Genomic DNA, 25,160 nt, shown 5'->3' on the forward strand with positions numbered 1-25,160 from the left:
AAACTCTCGGGGTTGGGGAGGATGAATCAGAGCGCGCGATTCTGTGGTCGCGACTCCAAACCCCGAACTACCGAATCGTTGCTTCCAAATGAGCGAATGTTCTGAGGTGATTAGCGCGGATGCTTAGGCGCTTTCCGGATAAGCCTCATGCCTCCGGCTACTTCAGCTTGGCGTCCTCCCGCTTGGCTTCAGCCATGGCCTCTGGCTCCAGTTCTTCGGCGTAGCGGTTGAGCCGCACGAAGAGGCCCCATCCGGCCAGGATCACGCCGACGGAGCACAGCGTCGCGGCCGCGTAGAGGAGGAGCGACGGGGCCTCGCGTGCCTTGAATGTGGCGACCAGCGCTTCGACCGCGACCGCGACGACGATCACGACCATGAAGCGCGAGAGGAACCTCCGAACGCGGGTGGGAGCGCTGATGTGCGCGTCGCGGATGACTTCCTCCTCGGCGATGGTCTGCGAGATCTGCAAGGCGACCACCGCCGCCGCCAGCAAGCCCATGGCCTCGATGATGGCCTCGGCCGCCGAGGCGTCGAGCCCGCCGGTGAATGCCGTCCAGGCCACGCGCGCGGCGATCGCGATGAGCATCAGCGCCGTCATGGCGAAGAGGGCGGCCATGAACGCATGGACCGCCGAGTAAAGGCCGAGGAGCAGTTTCATGGTCGCAGATGGTAGGGGGCGGCGGGCGCTTCCTGCCGCCTGTTTTCCATCTGTAGTCCCCCGCCTACGCATCAAAGTGCCGGGCTCCGACAATCTGCCTGTGAGTGGACTCCTATTGGCGGAATACGATCTTTCGCCGCAGGGGGCCCGGACTGCGATGGAGGGGACGCGGAACCCCACAAGGCCTCGTTGCGATCTGTTCCCCGCGCGTTTTCCACCGAGGCATTCATGAACGTCATCGACCAGGTATCCCCTTCGGACACCGTGCAGCACATGGTGGTATTGCTCGATGCGATGACCCGGCTGCGCAAGGGAGATCCCAAGGTCCGGCTTCCGGCACATTGGGACGGCCTCTCCGGCAAGGTCGCGGATTCCTTCAACGGCCTCGTGGAACAGAATGCCATGCTGGCCTCGGAGCTGACGCGGCTGCGGCAGGTCGTCGGCAAGGAAGGCAAGCTCAAGCAGCGGGCGGTGATGCACGAGGCGCGCGGTTTCTGGGGTGAGTCGATCGCCTGCGTCAATTCGCTCATCGACGACCTGGTGCACCCGACCAGCGAGGTCGCCCGGGTCATCGGCGCAGTGGCGCAGGGCGACCTGTCCAAGAGCATGGCGCTCGAGGTCGAAGGGCGCGAACTCGAAGGCGAGTTCCTGCGCACCGCCAGGACGATCAACAAGATGGTCGAGCAACTCGGCAACTTCTCCGCCGAGGTCACGCGCGTGGCGCGCGAAGTGGGCACGGAGGGCAAGCTGGGCGGGCAGGCCAAGGTCAAGGGCGTGGCCGGCACGTGGAAGGACCTGACGGACTCGGTGAATTCCATGGCCGGCAACCTGACCGACCAGGTTCGCAACATCGCCGACGTGACCACGGCGGTCGCGAAGGGCGACCTCTCGAAGAAGATCGACGTCGACGTGAAGGGCGAGTTCCTGACGCTGAAGAACACGATCAACACGATGGTCGACCAGCTGCGCTCCTTCGCCTCCGAGGTGACGCGGGTGGCACGCGAAGTGGGCACCGAAGGTTCGCTGGGCGGGCAGGCGCGGGTCGAGGGCGTGTCGGGCACCTGGAAGGACCTCACGGATTCCGTGAACTCCATGGCGGGCAATCTCACCAGCCAGGTGCGCAACATCGCCGACGTGACCAAGGCGGTGGCGGCCGGCGACCTGTCCAAGAAGATCACTGTCGACGGCAAGGGCGAGATTCTGGAGCTGAAGAACACCGTCAACACGCTGGTCGATCAACTCCGGTCGTTCGCGGCCGAAGTCACGCGGGTGGCGCGGGAGGTGGGCACCGAAGGAAAGCTGGGCGGGCAGGCCGACGTGCAGGGCGTGGCCGGCACCTGGAAAGACCTGACCGAGTCCGTGAACTTCATGGCCGGCAATCTCACTTCCCAGGTGCGCAATATCGCGGAGGTCACGACGGCCGTTGCCGCTGGAGACCTCTCCAAGAAGATCACCGTGGACGTGAAGGGCGAGATCTCGGAACTCAAGAACACCATCAACACGATGGTCGACCAGTTGCGCTCGTTCGCGGCCGAGGTGACGCGGGTGGCGCGCGAAGTGGGCACCGAAGGCAAGCTCGGCGGCCAGGCCGACGTGCAGGGGGTGGCCGGCACGTGGAAGGACTTGACGGACTCGGTGAACTCGATGGCGTCCAACCTCACGAGCCAGGTGCGCAACATCGCGGACGTGACCAAGGCCGTGGCAGCCGGGGACCTCTCGAAGAAGATCACGGTCGACGTGAAGGGCGAGATCCTGGAGCTGAAGGCAACCATCAACACCATGGTGGATCAACTCTCCTCCTTCGCCGACGAAGTGACGCGGGTCGCGCGGGAGGTCGGCACCGAGGGGCGTCTTGGCGGGCAGGCTGAGGTCAAGGGCGTCGCGGGCACCTGGCGGGACTTGACGGAATCCGTCAATTCGATGGCCGGCAACCTCACGAGCCAGGTGCGCAACATCGCGGACGTGACCAAGGCGGTGGCGGCGGGCGACCTCTCGAAGAAGATCACGGTGGACGTGAAGGGTGAAATCCTCGAACTGAAGGCCACCATCAACACGATGGTGGATCAACTGCGTTCCTTCGCCGCCGAAGTCACGCGGGTGGCGCGCGAGGTGGGCACCGAGGGCAAGCTCGGCGGGCAGGCCGACGTGCAGGGTGTGGCCGGCACGTGGAAGGACCTCACGGAATCCGTCAACTTCATGGCAGGCAACCTCACCAGCCAGGTGCGCAACATCGCGGACGTGACCAAGGCAGTGGCAGCCGGCGACCTCTCCAAGAAGATCTCGGTCGACACCAAGGGCGAGATCCTGGAGCTGACCAACACCATCAACACCATGGTGGACCAGCTCTCCTCTTTCGCGGCCGAAGTGACGCGGGTCGCGCGCGAGGTGGGCACGGAGGGCAAGCTCGGTGGCCAGGCCGACGTGCAAGGCGTGGCCGGGACCTGGAAGGACCTCACCGAATCGGTGAACTCGATGGCGTCCAACCTGACCTCGCAGGTGCGCAACATCGCCGACGTGACCAAGGCCGTCGCGGCGGGCGACCTCTCCAAGAAGATCACGGTCGACGTGAAGGGCGAGATCCTCGAACTGAAGAACACCGTGAACACCATGGTGGACCAGCTGCGCTCCTTCGCCGCGGAGGTGACGCGGGTCGCGCGCGAGGTGGGGACTGAAGGGATCCTGGGCGGGCAGGCCGACGTGCAGGGCGTCGCCGGCACTTGGAAGGACCTCACGGAGTCGGTCAACTTCATGGCCGGCAACCTGACTTCGCAGGTGCGCAACATCGCGGAGGTGACCACCGCCGTGGCCGCGGGCGACCTGTCGAAGAAGATCACCGTGGACGTGAAAGGCGAGATCTCGGAACTCAAGAACACCGTCAACACGATGGTGGACCAGTTGCGATCGTTCGCTGCGGAAGTGACCCGGGTCGCGCTCGAGGTGGGCACCGAGGGCATCCTGGGCGGGCAGGCCGATGTGCAGGGTGTCGCCGGCACGTGGAAGGACCTCACGGACTCCGTCAACCTGATGGCCTCCAATCTCACCTCGCAGGTGCGCAACATCGCGGACGTGACCAAGGCGGTGGCGGCAGGGGACCTCTCCAAGAAGATCACGGTGGACGTGAAGGGCGAGATCCTGGAGCTGAAGGCGACCATCAACACCATGGTGGACCAGTTGTCGTCCTTCGCCGCGGAGGTGACCCGCGTCGCGCGCGAGGTGGGCACCGAGGGCCGGCTGGGCGGACAGGCGCAGGTGCGCGACGTGTCCGGCACCTGGAAGGACCTCACCGAGAACGTCAACTTCATGGCCGGCAACCTGACGAGCCAGGTGCGGGGCATCGCCAAGGTGGTGACGGCCGTGGCCGACGGCGACCTGAAGCAGAAGCTGACCGTGGAGGCCAAGGGCGAGATCGCCGCGCTGGCCGAGACGATCAACAGCATGACGGACACGCTCGCCACTTTCGCCGACCAGGTCACGACGGTGGCGCGCGAGGTCGGCGTCGAAGGCAAGCTCGGCGGCCAGGCGAAGGTGCCCGGCGCGTCCGGCACCTGGAAGGGCCTGACCGAGAACGTCAACCAGCTCGCCGCCAATCTGACGACCCAGGTCCGCGCGATCGCCGAGGTCGCGACGGCGGTGACGCAGGGCGACCTGACGCGTTCCATCACCGTCGAGGCGCAAGGCGAGGTAGCGGCGCTGAAGGACACGATCAACGAGATGATCCGCAACCTGAAGGACACGACCCAGAAGAACACCGAGCAGGACTGGCTGAAGACCAACCTGGCCAAGTTCAGCCGGATGCTGCAGGGCCAGAAGGATCTGCTGACAGTGGGCCAGCTGATTCTTTCCGAGTTGGCGCCGGTGGTCGGCGCGCAGCAGGCGGAGTTCTATGTGCTCACGAACAGCGGAGGCTCCGCCAAGCTGAAGCTCTTCGCGAGCTACGCTTCCGGCGGGCAGAGTTCGCACGGCAAGGAGATCGACATCGGGCAGGGGCTGGTCGGCCAGTGCGCGATCGAGAAGTCGAAGATCCTGCTCACGAACGTGCCGAGCACCGCCTTCAAGGTGGCGACAGGGCTGAGCGAAGGCGCGGCGATGGACGTGATCGTGCTGCCGGTGGTGTTCGAGGGCGAGGTGCGCGGCGTGCTGGAGCTGGCATCGCTCGAACGCTTCAATCCCGCGCACCAGGCCTTCCTGGACCAGTTGACCGAGTCGATCGGCATCGTCATCAACACCATCTCCGCCAACATGCGCACCGAGGATCTGCTGACGCAGTCGCAGTCGCTCGCGCAGGAGCTCCAGAACCGGCAGCAGGAGCTTCAGCAGACCAACGAGGCGCTGCAGGAGAAAGCCCGCCTGCTGGTGCACCAGAACCAGGAGGTGGAGCGCAAGAACCAGGAGGTCGAGCAGGCACGCCAGGCGCTGGAAGAGAAGGCGGAACAACTGGCGCTGACCTCCAAGTACAAGTCCGAGTTCCTGGCCAACATGTCGCACGAGCTGCGCACGCCGCTCAACAGCCTGCTGATCCTGTCGGACCAGTTGTGCAAGAACGGCGACGGCAACCTCACGCCCCGGCAGGTCGAGTTCGCGAAGACGATCCATCTCTCGGGCAACGACCTGCTGATGCTGATCAACGACATCCTCGACCTCTCGAAGATCGAGTCCGGCACGGTGGCGGTGGAGGTGAGCGAAGTACGGCTGGAAGAACTGCGCCGCGCCGTCGAGCGCAGCTTCCGCCACGTGGCCGAGTCCAAGCACGTGGACTTCGAGATCAACGTGGTCGAGCCGCTGCCGGAGACTGTCGTGACCGACGTCAAGCGGCTGCAGCAGATCATCAAGAATCTCCTGTCGAACGCCTTCAAGTTCACGCACCATGGCTCCGTCTCGCTGTCCATCACCCGGGTCGAATCCGGCTGGTCGCGCGATAGCGAGGAACTCGGCCGGGCCAGCCACGTGCTGGCGTTCTCGGTGTCTGACACGGGCATCGGCATCTCGGCGGACAAGCAGCAGATCGTGTTCGAGGCTTTTCAGCAGGCCGACGGGTCCACCTCTCGCAAGTACGGCGGCACCGGGCTGGGCCTGGCGATCAGCCGCGAGCTTGCGCGCCTGCTCGGTGGCGAGATCCGCCTGGTCAGCACGCCGGCGCAGGGGAGCACCTTCACGCTCTACCTTCCGCAGAGCTACAGCCCTGCGCGCGGCGCGCGTTCGGTCCGGGCGGGCGTCATCGACGCGGAAGTGCTGAGCAGGCCCGTGCGCAACCGGCTCGTCGATGCGCGACCCGTCGCCTCGTCGGACATCGAGGCGGGCGCAGCGGCTGACACGCGTCCCGCGGAAGACGACCTGTCCGCGCTGAACGTCGCAGGCGACGATCGCGACATGACACTTTCAGGCGATGACGTGGCCTTGATCGTCGAGAACGACCTGGCCTTCGCCAAGGTGCTGATGCAGGCCGCGCGTGCGAGTGGCCTCAAGGCCCTGGTCAGCCCCAGCGGGGCGGGTGCGCTGGCTTTGGCGCGCGACTACCGTCCAAGCCTGATCACGCTCGACATCCATCTGCCGGACATGGACGGGTGGCGCATCCTGGAGCGCCTCAAGAGCGATCTCGCGACGCGCCATGTGCCGGTCTGCGTGGTTTCCACTGACGATTCGCGAGCCCGCGCGCTGAGTTCGGGCGCGCTGGGGTTTCTGTCCAAGCCGCTGCAATCGATCGACGAAGTCGAAGCCGCGATGAACCACTTGCGCCGCTATGTGCATGCCCCGTCGCGCAAGTTGCTGGTGGCCGTGTCCGGGGATTCGCCGGTGCGCGAAGCCTGCCGCGAAGCGTTCGGCGGCGGCGCCGTCGACGTGGTCTGGACCGACAGCGCCGATGAAGTACGGCGCGAACTGGCGGTCGGCGACGTGGATTGCCTGATCACCGATGGCCGTGTGGCCGGGCTGAGCCGACTGGATGTCGTCGAGCCTCTGGAACAGAGGTCGCCCGTCCAGCAACTGCCCGTGATCGTCTACGACCCGCAGCCGGCCGGGCAGCCGCGTGCCGACGAAATTCCAGGGCTGGATTGGCGGCACGGCCAGGGCGAGGGCGCCTGGCGGAACGTTCAGACGCTGGACCAGCTCATCGAAGCGGGCACCTTCTTCCTGCACCGTCCGACCGCCGGCATGTCGGAGGCCGAGCGCCGCGCGGTCGAGGCCGTGAACGACGTCACCGGCAGCCTGGCCGGCAAGAAGGTGCTGATCGTCGACGACGACATCCGGAACATCTTCGCGCTCGCGACCGTGCTGGACCAGCAGGGCATGGTGATCGTCTCGGCCGAGAACGGCCGCGACGCGATCCGCTTCGTGCAGGAAGATGCCGAGATCGACATCGTCCTCATGGACATCATGATGCCGGAGATGGACGGCATGGAAACCATGCGCGAGCTGCGGCGCCTGCCGCGTGGCAAGCATCTGCCGCTGGTGGCGGTGACTGCCAAGGCGATGAAGGGCGATCGCGAGAAGTGCATCGAGGCCGGAGCGTGGGACTACCTCTCCAAGCCGGTGGACACGGCCTATCTTCTCGTCGTGTTGCGAGGCTGGCTGTGCCAGTGAACCTGACCGGCACGGCGATCCCGGCTCCGGTCGGGTCGGCCGATCGCGCCAACATCCTGGTCGTGGACGACCTGCCCGAGAAGTTGCTCGTGTTCCAGACCGTCCTCGAGGATCTCGGGCAGAACCTCGTGCTGGTGCGTTCGGGCGAGGAAGCGCTCAGGGAACTGCTGCAGCGGGAGTTCGCGGTCATCCTGCTCGACGTGAACATGCCCGGCATGGACGGCTTCGAGACCGCGGCGCTGATACGACAGCATCGCCGCAGCGCCCATACGCCCATCATCTTCATCACCTCCTACGCCGACGAGATGCAGACCGCGCGCGGCTATTCGCTGGGTGCGGTCGACTACATGCTGTCGCCGCTGGTGCCGGAAATCCTGCGCAGCAAGGTCGGCGTGTTCGTTTCGCTCTACCTCATGCAGCGCGAGGTGCAACTCCAGGCCGATGCGCGCGCGGCGATGATGGCCGCCGATGCCGCACGGCGTGTCGCGGAGGAGAGCGACAGGCGCTCCGCCTACCTGGCCCATGCGAGCCGGGCGCTGAGCGTATCGCTGGAGATCGACGTCGCGGCGGCCCAGTTGGCCGAGTTGCTCGTGCCCGCGGTTGCCGCAGCCGCTGTCGTGCTGCCCTCGGACCCGGACTTCCCGCCGTGCAAGGCGGTGGTTGCCGCACGGGCGCGTTCGGGCGGTCGGCCGATCGTTTCCAGGACCGACGCGCCGCTCGATGCGCTGCTGGTCGCAACGCTCGGCAACGCCATCGAGCATGGAGCGTTCATCGCCCTCGCGCCGGGGATGCTCGGCGCATTGGATGCCGGCTCCCTCGGCATCGGCGGCAGCGCAGTGTCGCTGCCTCCCATTCGATGGGCGGGCGCGATGCCCTTGATCTTCGGTGGCCGCGTGCTCGGTGCCGTGCTTGTGCTCTCTGGAGATGATCCGGAAGGGCAGGGCGGGGCCGAAAAGACATTGCTGGAAGAGCTTGCGGTGCGCGCTGCTGCCGCCTTCGAGAACGCGAGGCTCTATGGGGTGCTGCAGCGCGAGATTGCCGAGCGCAAGGCCGCGCAGGAGGAATTGCAGCAGGCCGACCAGCGAAAGGACGAGTTCCTGGCCATGATGTCCCATGAGCTGCGCAACCCGCTGGCCCCCATCCACACGGCGGTCGAGGTGATCCGAAGGGTCGCGGCACCGAATCCCAAGGTGTCATGGGCGCTGGACATCGCGAACAGGCAGCTCCAGCAGATGACCCGTCTCATCGAGGAACTGCTCGACGTCACGCGGATCAGCCAGGGCAAGATCACCCTGAAGCGCGAGTCCATGGACCTCAACAAGGTCATCGCGCAGAGCGTGGAGACCATCCAGCCGGCGATCAAGAGCCGGCACCAGACCCTCAGCGTGGCCATCCCGGAGCGGCCGGCCTGGCTGCACGGCGACGCGGCAAGGCTTACACAGGTCATTGCCAACCTGCTTCACAACGCGTCGAAGTACAGCCCTGAAGGCACGCACATCTTCCTGCGGTCGACCATCGAGGATCGCGAGGTGGTGGTGACGGTGAGCGACCAGGGCATCGGCATCGACGACGAACTGCTCCCCCGCATCTTCGACCTGTTCGCACAGGGGAAGCGAGGGCTCGATCGCGCGCAGGGCGGATTGGGTGTTGGCCTGACTTTGGCGCGGAGGTTGACTGAAATGCATGGCGGTCGCATCGAGGCCACCAGTTTCGGCAAGGACAAGGGCTCGGAGTTCAGGGTGCGGCTCCCGTGCATCACCCTGGTGCGCCAGGAGGCCAAGGCCGCGCAGCCGCCGGAGGTCACCAGCGAAGGACAGGTTGTTCATCGGGTGCTGGTTGTGGACGACAACCACGACGCCGCGCACGCGATCGCGACCGTGCTGGAGATCGACGGCCATACCGTGCTGACCGCATCGGATGGCGAGGAGGCGCTGGAGGCAGTGTCGGTGCATCGCCCGACGGTCGTGCTCCTCGATATCGGACTGCCCTTGCTGGACGGCTACGAGGTGGCCCGGCGACTGCGCCGCATGCGCGAGACGGAGAACGTGCTGCTCATCGCGCTCACGGGCTACGGGCAAAAGGAAGACCGGCAAACCGCATTCGACGCCGGCTTCAACCATCACTTCGTCAAGCCCGCGGACGCGACCGCCTTGCTGAACTGCATCAGGGCGTGGCGCCATTCGCCGGGGGGCGACAGCGCCGATGCGCAAGCCGGCGCCTGAGTCGACGCAAGGCTAGCCGGCGTCCTTCAAGGCCTTCTTGGCCTTGTCGGCCGAGCTCTGCGACCGGTTCTGGTGATAGCCCGACTTGACGTTGTTGACCGTCTTGCCGACGGGTCCGCTCTTCTTGGCCTCGCTGTCCGCCCGCTTTTCGTCGATCTTGTGCTTGGCGGCGTCGGTGACCTCCGAGGCCGCCTTGCCGACTTGGGCGCCGGCGGTCAGGACGGTGAGGGAGGCGGCGAGAGCGAACAGGATCTTCTTCATCGGGTTTCCAGGTTTTGTGAGGACGGTGCGGATCGTTGCAGCGCTCCGTGAGCCGCCGTGTCAGCCGTAGCCGCGCGCATCTCGGCCTCCGGGCCGATAGTCCGTGTCAGTTTTCCGGATGCCGCGCGCCTGGCGGGGGCGCGCGGGACGCCTCATGCAGCGAAAGGTGGCACGGCGGGATGCCTGCTCTCCCACTGGGCCTGGTGCTCGATGCAGAACTTCGCCGTCGGCTGCACCATCAGGCGGGCAAACGGAATAGGCTTCTCGCATTCGTCGCAGAAGCCGTAGCGGCCTTCGCGGAGTCGCTCGCGGGCGTCCTCGATGTTGCGCAGTTCCTCCTGGTCGCGCTGGAGCTGCACGTGGTCGAGTCCGGCGAGCAAACGCTCGTCGGCATCGTCGACATGGTCCTTGACGTCGCGAGGGCGAGCCTCGGGGGAGGCCACGCCCGCTTCCTTGAGCGAACGCACTTCGGCTTGCAGTTCGGCGGCGCGCCGCGACAGCAGGTCGCCGATCTGCTTCAGCTGTTCATCGGACAGACGGGCCACGGGTTGCTCCTTGCGTGCCGTTCACGGGCACGTCGAGGCCGAAGTTCACACTTGAACGGGAGACGCCACGTCAGCATTCGTCAACGCGGCGGGAAGGATTTCGCGCCGGCGCATGATCAGGCGCGCAGCAGCGCGTTCAATTGGTCCACGACTTCGGCCCAATCAGCGTCCTCGCTGATTTCCTCACGCAGGAACTGCGCCTGGCCGGTACTCCAGAACGGTGCATCCGCCAGCCGCAGTTCGTTGCTCAACGGCCTGTGCTGGGCAACGAACTGGTCGATTTCGGCGGACGTGTTGCCGAGCCCGAGCTGAGCGAACAGATCCGCGATGGTGTGATTGCCTGAATCCATGGGGATGCTCCTCGGTTTGCTTCGCTCACCAAAAGCGCCAGAACGGGCGCCGACGTGCCGGCGAAGATTCCAGCGGGGCGCTCAACGTCGATGGAGGGCCAAAGCGACGCCGCACTTCGGTTTCGTGGCGATGGGCGGCTCCTCGCGCATTGCGGTGGCCGCGCAGCGCCAGCAGGCGAAGCTGGTGTGCGCGATCGAGAAGCTCTTCGTCGGATAGTTCGCCGGGCTCAGTCATGCCGCAATTCTGCACAGGGCAGCGCTTGCAGGCCAGTGCCGCCTGTCCCGCAGTTGCTTTTTCATCAACCGTCGTGTCGCCGCACAGGATGGGGCTGGCCCAAAAGGGCAATGAGTGCATCCAGGTCGACCGGCTTGACGACATGATGGTCGAAGCCCGCTTCGCGCGTGCGCAGCCGGTCCTGTGCCTGTCCCCACCCGGTCTGGGCGATCACCACCACGCCGCGGCCCCAATCGGTGGCCCGGATCCGGCGGCACACCTCGTACCCGTCGAACTTCGGCATTCCCAGATCCAGCAAGGCGACGTCGGGGCGTGTGGCGCTCGCCAGTTCGATGGCCTGGGCGCCGTCGTATGCGACCTGGACAACGTGACCGAGCGCCTGCAGGGCGTGCGCCAGGCTGTCCGCCGAGTCCTTGAGGTCGTCGGCCACGAGGATCCGATACGTGGCGCCTTGGGCGCTGCCGCCTTCGGGGCGCACGTCGGGCACGGCAAGCGTCTCTTCAGGCAAGGCCATGGGCAGGCGGACGAGGAACTCGCTGCCCTGGCCCGGGCCCTGGCTGCTGGCGCTGATCGTGCCGCCATGCAGTTCGAGCAGGCCTTTCGCGAGAGCCAGGCCGATGCCTTGCCCGCCCTGCGCGCGGTTCAGCGTGGATTCGACCTGGCCGAACATCTCGAAGATGTGTTCCATGTGCCGGGCTTCGATGCCGATGCCGCTGTCGGTCACCCGCACGACCGCCTCGTCCCCGTCACGTTCGACGCTCAACGCGATCGACCCCTTGGGCGGCGTGTACTTCGCCGCGTTGATGAGCAGATTCGAGAACACCTGCGCCAGCCGGATCGCGTCGCCTTCCATGCGAAGCGCCTGGGCCGGCAGCGTGACGTTGAACGAATGCCCGCCCGCGTCGATGAGCGGTTGTGCGATCTCGATGGCCTGCTCGATGGCCGTGGCGAGGCTCAATGGCTGGATGCGAAGGTGGAGCTGCCCACGGCTGAGTCGTGACGCGTCGAGAAGGTCGTCGAGCAAACGGGCCATCTGCGTCACTTGCCGATCGATGACGTCGTGGCACCAGTCCGCAGTCTTGCCGGTCGAGCGGGGATGGCGCAGCACGGCGACCGCATTGCGGATCGGCGCGAGCGGATTGCGCAGTTCGTGCGCCAGCATCGCGATGAAGCGGTCCTTCTTGCGGTCCGCATCCCGCAGCAGGTCTTCGGCACGCTTTCGCTCCGTGATGTCCATGGTGACGCCGAAGCTCCGGATCGGACGGCCTTCGGCGTCGTATTCGGCCTGGCCGCGATGCGCCAGCCATGCCTCCGTGCCGTCCGGGCGCACGATCCGGAACTCGTGCCGGAAAGGACGGCGATGGGCGATCGCTTCCGCGCGCAGTCGCGAGAACGTCTCGCGATCGTCGGGGTGAAGGAGTTCCGTCACGCTTCCAGGGGTCGGGACGAATTCCTCCCGGCTGACGCCAAAGAGGTCGTAGGTCTGAGCCGACCACCAGAGAACACCGTCCTTGATGTTCATGTCGTAGGCACCCATTCGGCCGGCGCTGAGGGCCAGCTCCAGCCTCTCGTGCTCGATGCGCAGGCGCTCCTCGGCCTGCTTGCGCTCGGTGGCGTCGGCCATGATGCTGACCAGGCGCAGCGCACGGCCGTCGACCGCACGCTCCACGACCAGCCCGCGGCCCGACAGCCAGAGCTGCGTGCCGTCGGGCCTCACGATCCGGTATTCCGCGGCAAAGGAATCCTGTTCGTCCGCAATTTCGTGATAGCGACGGGCCAGGTAGCGGTCATCGGGATGCAGGGCCGCGGCGTATTCGTCGTTGGGTCCGCCGACCTGGCCCCGGCCATCGGGGAGGGCGATGCCGAACAGCTCCATGCCCTCGGCGGTCCATCTCCGGGTCATCGTCTGGTAGTCGGTCTCCCAGGAGCCCATGCGGCCGGCCTTCAGGGCGGAGCGGAAGCGGGCTTCGCTCTCGCGCAGGGCATCCTGTGCCAACGCACGCTCGCCGGCATCGGCGCAGGCCCCGTCATCTTCCGTTGCAGGGCCGGGGTCGCTGATGCGGTCGTTCATGGGGCAGGAGTTGCTTTCATCAAGTCTGAAGCTGCCATCCGAACCCTTGCCGCTCAAGGGGGGAAACGAGAGCAGCACGGCTGCGTCGGCGGTATCCGGACGCCTCTCGCGCTTGCATCCTACGCGGCGGCTGGCGCCTGCATCCCAGCATCCGTGCACCCAACACACCCAACACAAGGAGTTCCACGATGCCCACCTCCAAGCGCGCCGCGCCTGATGCCTGCAGCCTTCTCGACGCCGATCATCGCAAGGTCAAGAAGATGTTCGGCGACTACGAGACCCTGACCAAGTCGCGAGCCGCCAGCGCTGCGCAGAAGAAGCGCGAGCTTGCCAACGAAATCTGCATGGAGCTCACGGTCCATGCGCAGATCGAGGAAGAGATCTTCTACCCCGCGCTGCGCGAGGCGATCAAGGAGACCGATTTGCTTGACGAGGCCGAGGTCGAACACAGCACCGTCAAGGACCTGATCTCGCAGCTCGAAGGCGCGACGGATGCGGACGACATGTTCGATGCCAAGGTCAAGGTGCTGGGCGAATACATCGACCATCACGTGAAGGAAGAGCGCAACGAGATCTTCGTGAAGGCCCGTGCGGCGAAGGGGCTGGATCTGGTCGCGATGCGGGAACGACTGGCCGCGCGCAAGGAAGAGCTGATGGAAGAGATGTCGGCGACAGCTTGATGCCCTGGGTCTCGAGAACGCCGGGCAGTTGCAGTTGCCATCCTGTGGCAAGCTTCCGGCTTTCATCGGCCAAGGGCTCAGTTTGTCGATTCTTGACGGCATCCGACAGTGGGCGCGCCGCGTCAAGCGAGACGCGGTGACCCTGTGGTTTGCCTGTCGCCACCCGGCCACCGCATGGCTTCCCAAGGTCATGGCCGCCCTGGTCGTTGCCTATGCATTGAGCCCCATCGATCTCATCCCTGATTTCATTCCTGTGCTCGGGTACGTCGACGACGTGCTCTTGCTGCCGGTGCTGATCTGGCTGACGATCCGGATGCTTCCGCAACACGTGCTCGAGGACTGCCGCAGCAAGGCCGACCGGTGGCTGCGCGACGGCAACGCGAAGCCCCGCAGCGGCTGGGGCGCTGCGCTCGTCGTCGCCATCTGGATCGGCGTGACTGCGCTGCTGTGGGCCGTGCTGCGAACGCGCTAGCGGCTACGACCCGCCGGCCTTCGTGCTTCGGTCCGCATCCGCGATCCGCTTGCGCTGGACGACGTTGTTGCGCAACGCGTCTTCGGGATGGGCGAAGGTGACCTTGCCATTCTTCACCGTGCCCACCACCAGCATGTTCGCGGAAAGGGCTTCCCGGTCGTCGCGGAAAGAGTTGTCGTACGTGGTGACCACGCCGTAGTACGCGCGCTTGGGCTGCTCCAGCGCCTGCTTGATGTGCTGGCCGTCGAGTTTGTCGCCAGGCAGGCTGAGCACCGCATGGGCGAGGAGGTAGGTCGCGTCGTAGGCCTGCGCCGCCGCCATCGGCACGGGAATGCTGGCTGCATTGAACTTCCGCGCGTAGTTCGAGAGGAAGGTGGCTCTCCGCTCGTTGGTTGGCTCGGCCACAAAGCTCAAGGCCATCAATGACCCCTCGGCCGCATCCTTCGAACCACCGATGAAAAGCGGGAACGAAAGGGCCCATGCCCCGACCTGCGGCACCTTCCAGCCGAGCGCATGACGACCGTTGGCGACGACGGCATTCTGCGGTGCGATCGTGTAGATGAAGAGAACGTTGGCACCAGCGTTGCGCGCCTCCTTCAACTGCTCCGTGACGTCCTGGACGCCAAGGTCGAAGCGACCGACGTAGACGGCCTTGAGGTTCTTTTTCTCCAGCGCCTTCTGCACGTCCTTCAGGCCGGCTTCGCCGTAGCCGGTGTTGTCCGCAAAGATCGCGACCTTCGTCAGCTTGCGCGCAACGATCTCTTCCACCATGAAGGGCGCCTGGATGGCATCGGCCGGCGCATTGCGGAAGATGTAGCTTTGCGCCGGCGGAAACCTGGTGGTCACGGGCGTGCCGGTCGTGCAGGGCACGAGCAGCGGCACCTGGTTTGCCTGAAAGACCTCGATCGACTTCATCGCGACGCCCGTGTTGCAGAAACCGATCGTCGCGATGACCTTTTCCTTGACGAGCTCTTGCGACAGTTTCAGTCCCAGGTCGGGGTTGGCCTGGTCGTCCTTGATCACGAGTTCCAGGGGGCGCCCGAGATAGCCGCCGAATGAGTTGATTTCGTCGATGGCGAGCTTGACCCCGTTGAGCATGGGCAGCCCGAAATCGGATGACGGGCCCGTCAGAGGGCCGATGAGCCCGATCTTGAGGGTGCCGGCCGGAGTTGCCGAAGGGGGCGCCGTGACTGATGCGGAGAGAGATGCGGGCGCGGCTTGAGCGAGTGCGCCGCTTGCCGCGATCAGGGCGGCAAGGAAGAACATGATCTTTGTCATGGTGGGTCGGACCTTTTTTTTGGGGAGCGGATGCGTTGAAGGCGCGCGCATCGTCATCGTCGCGGTCATGTCTACGGACCCGTATATATCCTTAGGGCCTCCCCGGATCCTCGGCTTTTCGTGCAAAAGTTTGCAGTTCGGGGGCTTTCAGTGCAGTTGCAGCCGGCGGGCCGCGCAGGGAATCAACAGAAACCAAAGTATTCAGTTTCAATATAATTGCTCGTTCCTGCACGGAGCGAAAGCATGAGAGCACTGACATCCATCCTGGTAGGCATCACGCTTTTTGTCGGCTGTCTTGCCGCATGGTGGTTCTTGTGGCCGGTCTGGAAAGTCGAGGCCCATGTCCGGCAGCAACTTCCCACGAGTTTTGCCACCTTCTCCGGCGTGAAGTACAACCGGGCGACCGGCGCGGGTTGCGGGTATGTCAACGCCGGTAACAGCCAGGGCGTGCTCCACGGGACGACGCATTTCATCCTGCTACCCGACGGCAGCTTGAAATTCGACCCCTCCGATCGCGTGGCAGGCACCACGCTTCAGCAACTGGAAGCGATCCGGAAGCATTCCGACTATCTGGCACTGGTCTACGCGCGCTGCGCTTGAGGTACGCACGGCCGTTGGGTCGGCGGCCTACTTCAATGAGCGGGCGCGGCCGACCGAAGCCGTTGAACGCCCGACCGACATTGCGTGATCTCCAGGAAAGGTCGGCAATGACCGAATACAGAAACAACGCTGCGGGGACGAATCGCAGCACAGGTTATAGGCTGGGCTCGCCATGAGCACCGCCGCTTGGCCGAGACAACTGTGGATCGTGCGGCATGGGCAGAGCGCAGGCAATGTGGCGCGCGACGCGGCGGAGTCCGGCGGCCTGGCCGTCATCGATCTGGCCTGGCGGGACATCGATGTTCCGCTGTCGGAGCTTGGCATCCGGCAGTCCATTGCCTTGGGGGACTGGTTCGCCGGCCTCCCGCCGCGCGACCAGCCCGAGGTGATTCTTTGCTCGCCGTACGAGCGCGCGCGCCAGACGGCGCATCTGGTCGCCGAACGCGCGCGCATGACAGAACCGGCCGCCACACTGCGTCTCGACGAGCGGCTTCGCGAGAAGGAGTTCGGCATCCTCGACCGCCTCACCAAGTTCGGCATCCAACAGAAGCATCCGGAGCTGAACGAGCAACGACTGCATGTCGGCAAGTTCTATTTCAGGCCACCCGGGGGAGAAAGCTGGTGCGACGTGATCCTCCGGTTGCGCAGTCTCATCGAGATGATCACGCGCGAGTATTCGCAGCGGCGTGTGCTGGTGGTTGCGCACCAGGTGATCGTGAACTGCATGCGCTATTTGCTGGAGCACCTGGACGAGAAGCAGATTCTCGAGATCGACCGCCAGGGCGACGTGCCCAACTGCGCCATCACCTCCTACCGCGCCGTGCGCAGCCATGACGACGACGATGTGCTGCAACTGGACCTGGTCAACTTCCTTGCACCGCTGCGCGAAGCGGCCACGCCGGTGACCACCGCGCCGGATGTGCCGTCGGCGGCAAAGCCCTGATTGGCAATGGGAAGTTCAGTGACTCGGCCCAAGCGCCTGACGCCTGGTGCGTTGGCTCGATGGCCATTGCCGAAACCGGCCGAAGATGCGGACAAGGAGGTTCGCGGCCACGTGCTGATCGTCGCGGGCAGCGAGGAGATGCCGGGCGCCGCGTTGCTGGCTGCAGTGGCGGCATTGCGGGCGGGCGCAGGCAAGCTGACCATCGCGGCACCGGCGTGCGTCGCGCAGGGGCTGGCGCTCGCGATCCCCGAATCGCGCGTCATCGGCCTTCCGCAGGCGCGCAGTGGTGGTTTGCTCATTCGTGGCTCCGAGTCGCTCGGGGCCACGGCGCCACAGGTCAGCGCCGTGGTCATCGGGCCGGGCATGCAGGGGGAACGGGCCATCGTCGCCTTCGTCTGCGCGCTGATGCCGATGTTTGGCCACGCGACCGTGGTGCTGGACGCCTTGGCCATGTCAGTCGTCCGCAGGAGCGCGCTGAACCAACCCGTGGTGCTGACTCCGCATGCCGGGGAGATGGCCTACCTGAGCGGAAAGAGCAAGGAAGCCGTCTGCGCGGACCCCGCCGGAACGGCACGCGAGGCTGCAATGCGATGGGGCGCGTGCGTGGCGCTCAAGGGTGGCAGCACCGTCATTGCCTCGCCGGGCGAGGAGCTTTGGAAGTTCGACGGCGGATCGGCGGGACTCGCAACGTCCGGCTCCGGGGACACGCTGGCAGGATTGATGGGTGGACTGGCCGCGCGTGGCCTCCCGCCGCTCGCCGCGTGCGCCTGGGGCGTCGTGGCGCACGCCGGCGCTGGAGCGGCTCTGTCGCGCTTGCACGGCCCTTTGGGTTACCTGGCACGCGAGTTGGCCGTCGAGTTGCCTGCTCAGTTGCACGCGCTCAGCACGCGCAGATCAGCGCATTGAACCGGCGTCGGGCCAGGCATCCGGCACGGACGATGCGATGGCGGCCGAGGCCTTGTGTCTGCGTGTGACTACACGCCGCGACCGGTCGCCGCCCTAGCGTCCGATGGCCTTCACTCTTTTGGCCCACTCCCATGATCATTCCTCCGCGCCGATTCTTTCTCCGCACAGCGGCTTGTCTTGTTGTCGGGGCTGCGAGTGCGACGCCGTGGCTCGCGAATGCCGCGACAAGGCACCCCGCGCCGAGTCCCGCCGACGCGTCGGGACGTCCCTCGCTCGACAAACTCAACGCGGCGAACGAAACGCCAGTGCTCGCGCAAGGGGCGCGCGGCGCCGCCGTCATGCGCGCGCAGATCCTGCTCGACCGAGCCTGGTTCTCACCGGGCGAGATCGACGGGGGATTCGGCGCCAACATGCGTCGCGTCGTCACGGCCTACCAGAAGTCGAACGGCCTCGGCGCGAGCGGCAAGGTCGATGCCGCCACGTGGGCCGCGCTGATGGCCGACACGGCGCCGCTGTTTGCCATTCATGCCCTGACCGAGAAGGACGTGGCCGGTCCCTACGCGCCGACGCCGAAGGAGATGGCCGACCGCGCCAAGCTCAAGTCGATGGGCTACGAGAACCTTCAGGAAGCCATCTCGGAGGCGCACCACATGTCGCCCAGGGCCCTGGCAGACCTGAACCGCGGGGCGAAATTCCAGGCCGGTGACGAGATCGTGGTTGTCAACGTCACGGGCACTGCGGATGCCAGCGTTGTGAAGGCCGCGAAGTCGATCGAGATCGACAAGAGCGAGCACATGCTGTTTGTGCTCGACGGCAGCGGCCGGCCGTTGGCCGGATTCCCGATCAGCATCGGCGGGCCGCTCGACCCGCTGCCTCTCGGCAAGATGAAGATCATCAACGAGGTGAAGGACCCGACCTTCACCTATGACCCATCGATCCTCAAGAAGGCGCCGGCCGACGCGGTGAAGGTGAATGTCGCAGCGGGGCCGAACAATCCGATTGGTAACGTATGGATGGGGCTGTCGAAGCCGCACTGGGGTATCCATGGCACGCCGGCGCCCGATCGCGTGGGGCATGAGGAAACCAACGGCTGCATCCACCTGACCAATTGGGATGCAGCACGGGTGTCGCAGTTGGCGAAGGCGGGCTTTGCGGTCGAGGTCAAGGCCTGAAGGACGCCGATGCGCCTGTCGCGACGACAACTGGCGACTGCGGCTGCGACCGCGGCCGCTCTGCTCGCGGCCCCCGGCTGGGCGATGGCCCAGGCCGGCATCGAGCAATCCGGTGCAGCGCTGCTCGCGGCCCGCACCTTGCAATTCCCGGTCGACGGCGTCAAGCCAGAGGCCGTGCGCGACACCTTCGACGATGGCCGCCCGGGCCACCGCCACGAGGCGCTCGACATCATGGCGCCACGCGGCACGCCGGTCCGGGCAGTGGACGACGGCCAACTGGTCAAGTTGTTCGACAGCAAGCCGGGCGGCCTCACCGTCTACCAGTTCGACCCGACGAGCCGCTTGGCCTACTACTACGCACACCTCGACCGCTATGCCGAAGGGCTCCGCGAGGGCATGCTGCTTCGGCGTGGCGACTTGATCGGCTACGTCGGCACGACGGGCAATGCTGCGCCCGACGCGCCGCACCTCCACTTCGCGGTGTTCCTGCTCGGGCCGGAAAAGCAGTGGTGGAAGGGCGAAGCGCTGAACCCGTACAGCGCCTTGCGTGCGGTCCGATGATGCAGCGCAAAAAGAAAAAGCCCGCTACACGGATGTAGCGGGCTTTCCAGAGGCCTTGCGGCTTGTAGTGGCTCCTCGACCTGGGCTCGAACCAGGGACCTACGGATTAACAGTCCGGCGCTCTACCGACTGAGCTATCGAGGAACAAGCCTCAGATTATAGCGTGGTTTTTTGGCTCTTTCAGCAGACACGCATCGAATCGCAGCTTCTACGCAAAAAACTTCGAGGCAGCTCGTCGCCGAATAAAAACACGTAAACCTAATCGTTCATTTTGCGTTGCAGAGGGCCATCAGGCGGGCGACTGCAGCTTCGGGATCCGCATCGGCCACCAGCGCGCGAACCACCGCGACCGAGCCCACGCCCGTTGCCAACACTTCCGGCATGCGCGCCGCATCGACGCCGCCGATGCCGACTTGCGGATAGCCGCGCAAGAGCCGTGCGTAGACGCCCAGGCGAGCGACGCCTTGCGGTGCCGTCGCCATCTGTTTCAGCGTGGTGGGGTACACGGCGCCCATCGCGATGTAGCTCGGACTCACCGCGTCTGCGCGCACCATCTCCGCGTAGCCGTGCGTGCTGACACCGAGCCGAAGGCCGGACGCGCGAAGGGTCTGGAGTTCCGTCGGCGAGAGGGCGTCCAGATCCTCCTGTCCGAGGTGCACCCCGTAGGCGCGCGCAGCGATGGCTACACGCCAATGGTCGTTGATGAAGAGGAGTGCGTCGGTGCCTTGAACCGCCTCGACGGCCGCATGTACCTCGCGCTCGATCGCCCGGGCGTCGCCGGACTTGAATCGCAACTGAACCGTGGGAACACCGGCGCGTGCCATCCGTCCGACCCATTCGGCATCGGGCAGCACGGCGTAGAGGCCGAGGTTCATGGGGCACTGCGGGAGTGCGTCGTCGCGCGAGGACGGTGGGAACGGGCGCATGCCGAAGTCGGCGGGGTTGTCAGGCCACGCATTCGCATCGAACGATGCGGTGCGCTGGGTTTGTGCGCGCCAGGCGTTGGCCAGGCATTCGGCGTCCACTTCGATGAAGCCGAGGGTGGCGCACGCTTGCTTCGCGCCACGATACACGGCGTCGTCGGACGAGAAGGACGTTGCGCCGTTGGACGTTCCGCCAAAGCGTGAAGCGTGCGCTGCAACGATGGCTTGCGCGACGGCGGTGGAATCGGTCATTGCGGTCATTGCAGTCATTGAGAAGACGCGTGATGCCAGAACGGCGTGCCGAGGACCGGCGTGCTCGGCTGGGCCGATTCCTGCGCAGCCATCGCGCCCGCGCGGTGCGCGTCGCGTCCGGCCTGCACCGCGTCCGCGAACGCTCCGGCCATGGCGACCGGATCCTGCGCCAGCGCGACGGCCGTGTTCAACAGGACCCCGTCGTATCCCCATTCCATGACCTGGCATGCATGCGAAGGCAAGCCCAGTCCGGCATCGACGAGCAGCGGCACCGACAGCCGTTCGCGCAGCACCTGCAACGCATAGGGATTGACGGGCCCGCGCCCGGTGCCGATCGGCGCGGCCCATGGCATCACCGCCTGGCAGCCGACGTCGACCAGGCGCTGGCACAGCACCAGGTCCTCGGTGCAATAGGGCAGCACCTGAAATCCGTCACGGATCAGTTGCGACGCAGCGTCGACGAGGTTCAGCGTGTCGGGCTGCAAGGTGTAGTCGTCGCCAATCAATTCGAGCTTGATCCACGGCGTGTCGAAGAGCTCGCGCGCCATCTGTGCCGTGGCGATTACTTCCTGCACGCTGTGGCAGCCGGCCGTGTTCGGGAGCACCGGCACGTCGAGGCGCCGCAGGAGTTCCCAGAAGCCGTTGTCGCTGCCGGATGCGTTGGGCGTCGCGGTCTGGCGGCGCAGCGAGGCTGTGAGCATCGCGGGCCTGGCGCGGCGGACCGCGGCTTCGAGCACATCAGGCGACGGATAGCGCGCGGTGCCCAGCAGCAGGCGGCTCTGGAAGGTCTGTCCGTACAGGACGAGCGGGTCTTGGTTGGATGCAGTGGTCATGGCGTGGCCCTGGTTCTAGCCGCCCGTCACGGGGCGGATCACTTCGATGCGGTCTTCGGGTCGCAGCGGGTGCGAGGCGTAGTTCGAGCGCGGGACGAATTGACGGTTGACCGCCGCGGCAAAGGGCGGCGTCGCGTTGATGAGGACGAGCGCATCCGACAGCTTCGCCCCCGGCGGCAGCGTGTGGGGTACGTCGTTGATGAGGATGTTCATGGGGTTGTGGGTTCCAGGCTGGGCGCCAGGTCGAAGCGGCTTGCGAGCGTGGAATGGCCGCTCGCGAGCAGTTCCATGGCGACGTCGAGGATGGCGGGCGCGATCATGAAGCCGTGGCGGTAGAGGCCGTTGATCTGCATCACGCCCGGCCGCGCCTGGCGCACGGCCGGCAGGTTGTCGGGCAGGGTGGGCCGGCATTGCGTCGCGATCTCGATGATGCGTGCCTCTGCGAAACCGCTGTGCACCGAGTAGGCCGCGCTCAGCAGTTCGAGCGTCGATCGCACGCTGGCGGGCGACATGTCGTCCGATTCGATCTCGGTAGCGCCGATCACGAACAGGTTGTCGGGCTTGGGCGCGATGTAGAGGGGATAGCGCGGGTGCACGAGCCGCGTGGGCCGCTGCAACGTCACCTCTGGCGCGTGCACGCGAATGACCTCTCCGCGCACGCCGCGCAGCGCATTCCACTGGGGGCGTGCTCCGAGGCCGCGGCAGTCGATCACGCGGTCGGGTTGTCGGGGCTCGCCAGGAGCGAAGTCATCGAGGCTCCGGGGCTCGTGCCAATGCAGCCGAACGCGAGGCGATTCCTGCAGCGTCGCGAGCAGGGCGGCGAGCAGCGCACGGTTATCGAGCTGGCCTTCGTCAGGCAGCAGCAGCCCCTGCGCAAAACGCGCGCCCAGCGAAGGTTCCAGCGCCGCGATCCCGCTTGCGTCGAGCGACTTCATCTTGGGCAACTCGGGCACGACTTCGCCTGTACGCGCGAGAACACGCGCGAGGCGCGCGGCTTCCGATGCGTCCTGCCGGTGCCACAGCACCAGCGTGCCTTCACGCTGGAAGAAGACGGGCGCGGCCAGCGACGCAATCAGCGCCGGCCAGCGATCGAGCGCGTAGTGGCCCATGCGTACCACCGAAGCCGGCGCAACGGCGGATTCCGCCAGCGGCGCCAGCATCGCGGCCGCGACACGCGCGGCGGCACCTTCGGCCTCGGGGCCGCCCGCCTCGAACAATTCCACCCGGCAATCGGCCTGCGCCAACGCTAGCGCGAGCAGGCGCCCCATGAGACCGCCGCCAAGGATCGCGGCAGACCGGAATGGAAGATCGAACCTGTTCACGTCAGCTCACCGCGCCAATCGAGACCGGCGCGTCCAAGAAAAGCCGGGAATATCGCGGAACCGGCTCCCGCCGGGCCGCTGGTATTGCCCCCCGAAGAGGGGGTGCCCGAGCCATGCGAAGTGGGCGAGGCTGCGGGTAAGCTCATGCCATGACCATTGCATTTTCCCGTTACGCCCGCGTGCTCTCGATCGCCGGTTCCGACAGCGGCGGCGGCGCCGGCATCCAGGCCGACCTCAAGACTTTTGCGGCATTGGGGTGCTACGGCATGACGGCGATCACCGCGCTCACCGCGCAGAACACGCTGGGCGTGTCGGGCATCCACGGCGTGCCGCCGGCCTTTCTGAAGGCGCAGATCCAGGCCGTGGTGGAAGACATCGGGGTCGACGCCGTCAAGCTCGGCATGCTGCATGCGCCCGAGATCGTCGAAGTCGTGGCCTGGGCCATCGACCACTACAAGCTTCCGAACGTGGTGCTCGACCCGGTGATGGTCGCCACCAGCGGCGACAGGCTGATCGCGGCGGAAACCGTTCAGGTGCTGGTGCGCGATCTCTTTCCGCGCGCAGTGGTGGTCACGCCCAATCTGGACGAGGCAGCGCTGCTCATCGGCCATGCGATCGACGGTGTCGACGCGCTGGACGACGCGGCCAGCGAACTGCTCGCGCTGGGTGCGCGCGCCGTGTTGCTCAAGGGCGGGCACCTGCCGGGCGACGATGTGGTCGATCTGCTGGCGGAGGCCAGTGGCGACAGGTTGCGGCTTGCGTCGACGCGCATCGCCAGCCGGAATCTGCACGGCACGGGCTGCACGCTGTCGTCGGCCATCGCCGCGCACCTGGCACTCGGCTGCGCATTGCCCCTGGCCGTCGAACGGGCGCGCGGCTACGTGGTCGCCGCCATGGAAGCGGGCGCGGATGTGAAGGTCGGTGCGGGCCACGGACCTCTCAACCACGGCTTTGCGCCAATGCCGACGGTCCGCCTTCCGGCGAGGAACGCGTGATCCACGCCAGCACGAAGGTGATCGCCAGGGTCGGCAGCGCGGAGCCCCACTGAGGCGCCCACGCCGCGCAGCCGTGATAGATGGCGATGCCGCCGATCCAGATGGCCGCGGCGGCAATGTCCACGCGACGCGTGCCGACTGCCACGACAGCACCGCCCGAGCCCAGTCGCCCGAGGATGACGCCGTAGAGCGGTACGAAGACCGAGCTCAGCAGCAGCAGGAAGGGTTCGAGAGAGTGCATCGGCAGCACCAGCGCGAAAGCAATGCAGACCCCGGCGAGCATCAGGCCCCAGCGCCGCACGCTCCAGCGCGGCTGAAGGCTGTGGGCCGAGACCGAACCTGAATAGACGTCGCCATAGGCGTTGTCGAGTTCGTCGATGAGGATCAGGCCCAGCGCAACCAGTCCGCCCTGCGCCAGCAACAAGGCCGTCACCAGGCCGGCCCCGGGCTCCGCGACGCTCACCACCATGACGCCCAGCGCGTAGCACCAGATGTTGGCCACCGCATAGCCGACCCAGGTTCCGCTGAACGCTCCGCCGAGGCCGCCCGAACTGCGCTTGCCGTGGCGCGCGTAGTCGGCAACGAGCGGAAGCCAGGAGACAGGCATCGCGATCACCAGGTCGAGAGCGCCGAACATGCCCATGCTGCCGTCGCCAGGGCGCGTCCAGAACGCATCAAGGCCCTTGGCGTGGAGTCGCGTTGCGAACTGCCACGTCAGCCACAAGAGCGAGAGCACGACGAGCGGCAGCCCGAACCGGCTGACGAAGCGGCGCACCAGCTTCACCATGGAGCCGGCCAGCAGGGCGAGCAGGACGCCGCCCCACAGCAGTGTCGTCACCAGCGAACCCAGGTTGCCGTCGAGCGACCAGCCGAAAGCCTGGCGACCGATGGCCTGCGTGCCTTCGCGCATGATCACGATCTCGAAGGTGGTCCAGCCGATCAACTGCACGATGTTCAGGACCACGGGGAGGCGAGCGAAGGCGCTGCCGTAGGTGGCATGCATCAGGCCCGCGCTGGCGAGGCCGCTTTCGCAGCCGAGGCGCGCGGTCCAGGCCAGCAGGCCCGCGCCGATGCACGAGCCGAGCACGATCGCGAAGACCGCGTCACGCGTGCCGACCGCTGGCACCAGGTAGGCGCCGATCTGCATCACCAGAAGGCCGACCCCGAGGCTGAACCACAGCGCCATGTGGTCGTGCCATCGAAACACGCGTCCGGCATCGCGCAGCGGCGTCAGGGCCTCGTTGGCACCGTTCGGTGCGGCATCGTTGTGTGTGTTTGCCATCCATTTGCTCCATGCAAATTGTT

21 protein-coding genes and 1 tRNA gene are annotated in these 25,160 nt (G+C 66.2%); 10 read left to right on the plus strand and 12 right to left on the minus strand.

What is annotated here, in order from left to right; genetic code table 11:
- Positions 1–157 precede the first annotated feature (157 nt).
- The gene (locus QTH97_RS19025) at positions 158–658 is read right to left on the minus strand and encodes a hypothetical protein (protein ID WP_286569996.1); all 501 of its coding nucleotides are present in this window, start codon (positions 656–658) and stop codon (positions 158–160) included.
- 228 nt (positions 659–886) lie between these two features.
- Between QTH97_RS19025 and QTH97_RS19030 the strand changes: the two genes are divergently transcribed.
- Together QTH97_RS19030 and QTH97_RS19035 are read left to right on the plus strand one after the other, a co-directional pair.
- Positions 887–7,234: a HAMP domain-containing protein gene (locus QTH97_RS19030; protein WP_353655643.1), complete on the plus strand. Its 6,348-nt coding sequence runs from the start codon at positions 887–889 to the stop codon at positions 7,232–7,234.
- Positions 7,231–9,456 (plus strand): response regulator, encoded by a 2,226-nt coding sequence (locus tag QTH97_RS19035; RefSeq protein WP_286569997.1) that lies wholly within the window; start codon positions 7,231–7,233, stop codon positions 9,454–9,456. The genes QTH97_RS19030 and QTH97_RS19035 overlap by 4 nt, the downstream gene beginning before the upstream one ends.
- Positions 9,457–9,468: 12 nt before the next feature.
- Here the strand turns inward: QTH97_RS19035 and QTH97_RS19040 are convergent, their stop codons facing one another.
- The 4 genes from QTH97_RS19040 to QTH97_RS19055 all read right to left on the minus strand — a co-directional run bounded on the left by QTH97_RS19040 (position 9,469) and on the right by QTH97_RS19055 (position 12,918).
- On the minus strand, positions 9,469–9,717 hold the full coding sequence (locus tag QTH97_RS19040) for a hypothetical protein (protein ID WP_286569998.1): 249 nt from the start codon (positions 9,715–9,717) through the stop codon (positions 9,469–9,471).
- Between the two features lie 152 nt (positions 9,718–9,869).
- Positions 9,870–10,262: a TraR/DksA family transcriptional regulator gene (locus tag QTH97_RS19045; protein WP_286569999.1), complete on the minus strand. Its 393-nt coding sequence runs from the start codon at positions 10,260–10,262 to the stop codon at positions 9,870–9,872.
- A 116-nt stretch (positions 10,263–10,378) separates the two neighbouring features.
- Positions 10,379–10,612: a DUF2789 domain-containing protein gene (locus tag QTH97_RS19050; protein ID WP_286570000.1), complete on the minus strand. Its 234-nt coding sequence runs from the start codon at positions 10,610–10,612 to the stop codon at positions 10,379–10,381.
- A gap of 299 nt (positions 10,613–10,911) precedes the next feature.
- Positions 10,912–12,918 carry a hybrid sensor histidine kinase/response regulator gene (locus QTH97_RS19055; RefSeq protein ID WP_286570001.1) on the minus strand — a complete coding sequence of 669 codons (2,007 nt, stop codon included), beginning with the start codon at positions 12,916–12,918 and terminating at the stop codon, positions 10,912–10,914.
- Between the two features lie 188 nt (positions 12,919–13,106).
- Here QTH97_RS19055 and QTH97_RS19060 point away from each other — a divergent pair, with 188 nt between their 5' ends.
- Both QTH97_RS19060 and QTH97_RS19065 read left to right on the plus strand, forming a co-directional pair.
- The gene (locus QTH97_RS19060) at positions 13,107–13,598 is read left to right on the plus strand and encodes a hemerythrin domain-containing protein (protein ID WP_286570002.1); all 492 of its coding nucleotides are present in this window, start codon (positions 13,107–13,109) and stop codon (positions 13,596–13,598) included.
- 82 nt (positions 13,599–13,680) lie between these two features.
- The gene (locus QTH97_RS19065) at positions 13,681–14,070 is read left to right on the plus strand and encodes a YkvA family protein (RefSeq protein ID WP_286570003.1); all 390 of its coding nucleotides are present in this window, start codon (positions 13,681–13,683) and stop codon (positions 14,068–14,070) included.
- Between the two features lie 3 nt (positions 14,071–14,073).
- Here QTH97_RS19065 and QTH97_RS19070 read toward each other — a convergent pair whose 3' ends face one another.
- Complete coding sequence (locus QTH97_RS19070) at positions 14,074–15,336, minus strand: ABC transporter substrate-binding protein (protein ID WP_444813453.1); 1,263 nt, start codon at positions 15,334–15,336, stop codon at positions 14,074–14,076.
- Positions 15,337–15,591: 255 nt separating this feature from the next.
- Between QTH97_RS19070 and QTH97_RS19075 the strand changes: the two genes are divergently transcribed.
- The 5 genes from QTH97_RS19075 to QTH97_RS19095 all read left to right on the plus strand — a co-directional run bounded on the left by QTH97_RS19075 (position 15,592) and on the right by QTH97_RS19095 (position 19,530).
- The gene (locus QTH97_RS19075; RefSeq protein WP_286570005.1) at positions 15,592–15,948 is read left to right on the plus strand and encodes a hypothetical protein; all 357 of its coding nucleotides are present in this window, start codon (positions 15,592–15,594) and stop codon (positions 15,946–15,948) included.
- A gap of 172 nt (positions 15,949–16,120) precedes the next feature.
- On the plus strand, positions 16,121–16,891 hold the full coding sequence (locus QTH97_RS19080) for a histidine phosphatase family protein (RefSeq protein WP_286570007.1): 771 nt from the start codon (positions 16,121–16,123) through the stop codon (positions 16,889–16,891).
- A 66-nt stretch (positions 16,892–16,957) separates the two neighbouring features.
- Positions 16,958–17,797, plus strand: coding sequence for an NAD(P)H-hydrate dehydratase (locus QTH97_RS19085; RefSeq protein ID WP_286570008.1), 840 nt, complete (start codon positions 16,958–16,960; stop codon positions 17,795–17,797).
- A 305-nt stretch (positions 17,798–18,102) separates the two neighbouring features.
- Positions 18,103–18,969 carry a L,D-transpeptidase family protein gene (locus tag QTH97_RS19090; RefSeq protein ID WP_286570009.1) on the plus strand — a complete coding sequence of 289 codons (867 nt, stop codon included), beginning with the start codon at positions 18,103–18,105 and terminating at the stop codon, positions 18,967–18,969.
- 9 nt (positions 18,970–18,978) lie between these two features.
- Positions 18,979–19,530, plus strand: coding sequence for a M23 family metallopeptidase (locus QTH97_RS19095; protein ID WP_286570010.1), 552 nt, complete (start codon positions 18,979–18,981; stop codon positions 19,528–19,530).
- A 68-nt stretch (positions 19,531–19,598) separates the two neighbouring features.
- Here QTH97_RS19095 and QTH97_RS19100 read toward each other — a convergent pair.
- The 5 genes from QTH97_RS19100 to QTH97_RS19120 form a co-directional block, all read right to left on the minus strand.
- A tRNA-Asn gene (locus QTH97_RS19100) sits at positions 19,599–19,674 on the minus strand.
- A gap of 122 nt (positions 19,675–19,796) precedes the next feature.
- Complete coding sequence (locus tag QTH97_RS19105) at positions 19,797–20,714, minus strand: thiamine phosphate synthase (protein ID WP_286570115.1); 918 nt, start codon at positions 20,712–20,714, stop codon at positions 19,797–19,799.
- A gap of 5 nt (positions 20,715–20,719) precedes the next feature.
- Positions 20,720–21,538 carry a thiazole synthase gene (locus QTH97_RS19110; RefSeq protein WP_286570012.1) on the minus strand — a complete coding sequence of 273 codons (819 nt, stop codon included), beginning with the start codon at positions 21,536–21,538 and terminating at the stop codon, positions 20,720–20,722.
- A 15-nt stretch (positions 21,539–21,553) separates the two neighbouring features.
- Positions 21,554–21,751: a sulfur carrier protein ThiS gene (thiS, locus tag QTH97_RS19115; protein WP_286570013.1), complete on the minus strand. Its 198-nt coding sequence runs from the start codon at positions 21,749–21,751 to the stop codon at positions 21,554–21,556.
- Positions 21,748–22,860 (minus strand): FAD-dependent oxidoreductase, encoded by a 1,113-nt coding sequence (locus QTH97_RS19120; protein WP_286570014.1) that lies wholly within the window; start codon positions 22,858–22,860, stop codon positions 21,748–21,750. The genes thiS and QTH97_RS19120 overlap by 4 nt, the downstream gene beginning before the upstream one ends.
- Positions 22,861–23,009: 149 nt before the next feature.
- Here QTH97_RS19120 and thiD point away from each other — a divergent pair, with 149 nt between their 5' ends.
- Positions 23,010–23,855 (plus strand): bifunctional hydroxymethylpyrimidine kinase/phosphomethylpyrimidine kinase, encoded by an 846-nt coding sequence (gene thiD, locus QTH97_RS19125; protein WP_286570015.1) that lies wholly within the window; start codon positions 23,010–23,012, stop codon positions 23,853–23,855.
- On the opposite strand, the gene QTH97_RS19130 is transcribed toward thiD, so the two are convergent.
- Complete coding sequence (locus tag QTH97_RS19130; protein ID WP_286570016.1) at positions 23,800–25,137, minus strand: purine-cytosine permease family protein; 1,338 nt, start codon at positions 25,135–25,137, stop codon at positions 23,800–23,802. The two genes, thiD and QTH97_RS19130, sit on opposite strands and share 56 nt — an antisense overlap.
- Positions 25,138–25,160 lie beyond the last annotated feature (23 nt).

Origin of the sequence: Variovorax gracilis, assembly GCF_030317115.1 — a bacterium.
Classification (GTDB): domain Bacteria; phylum Pseudomonadota; class Gammaproteobacteria; order Burkholderiales; family Burkholderiaceae_C; genus Variovorax; species Variovorax gracilis.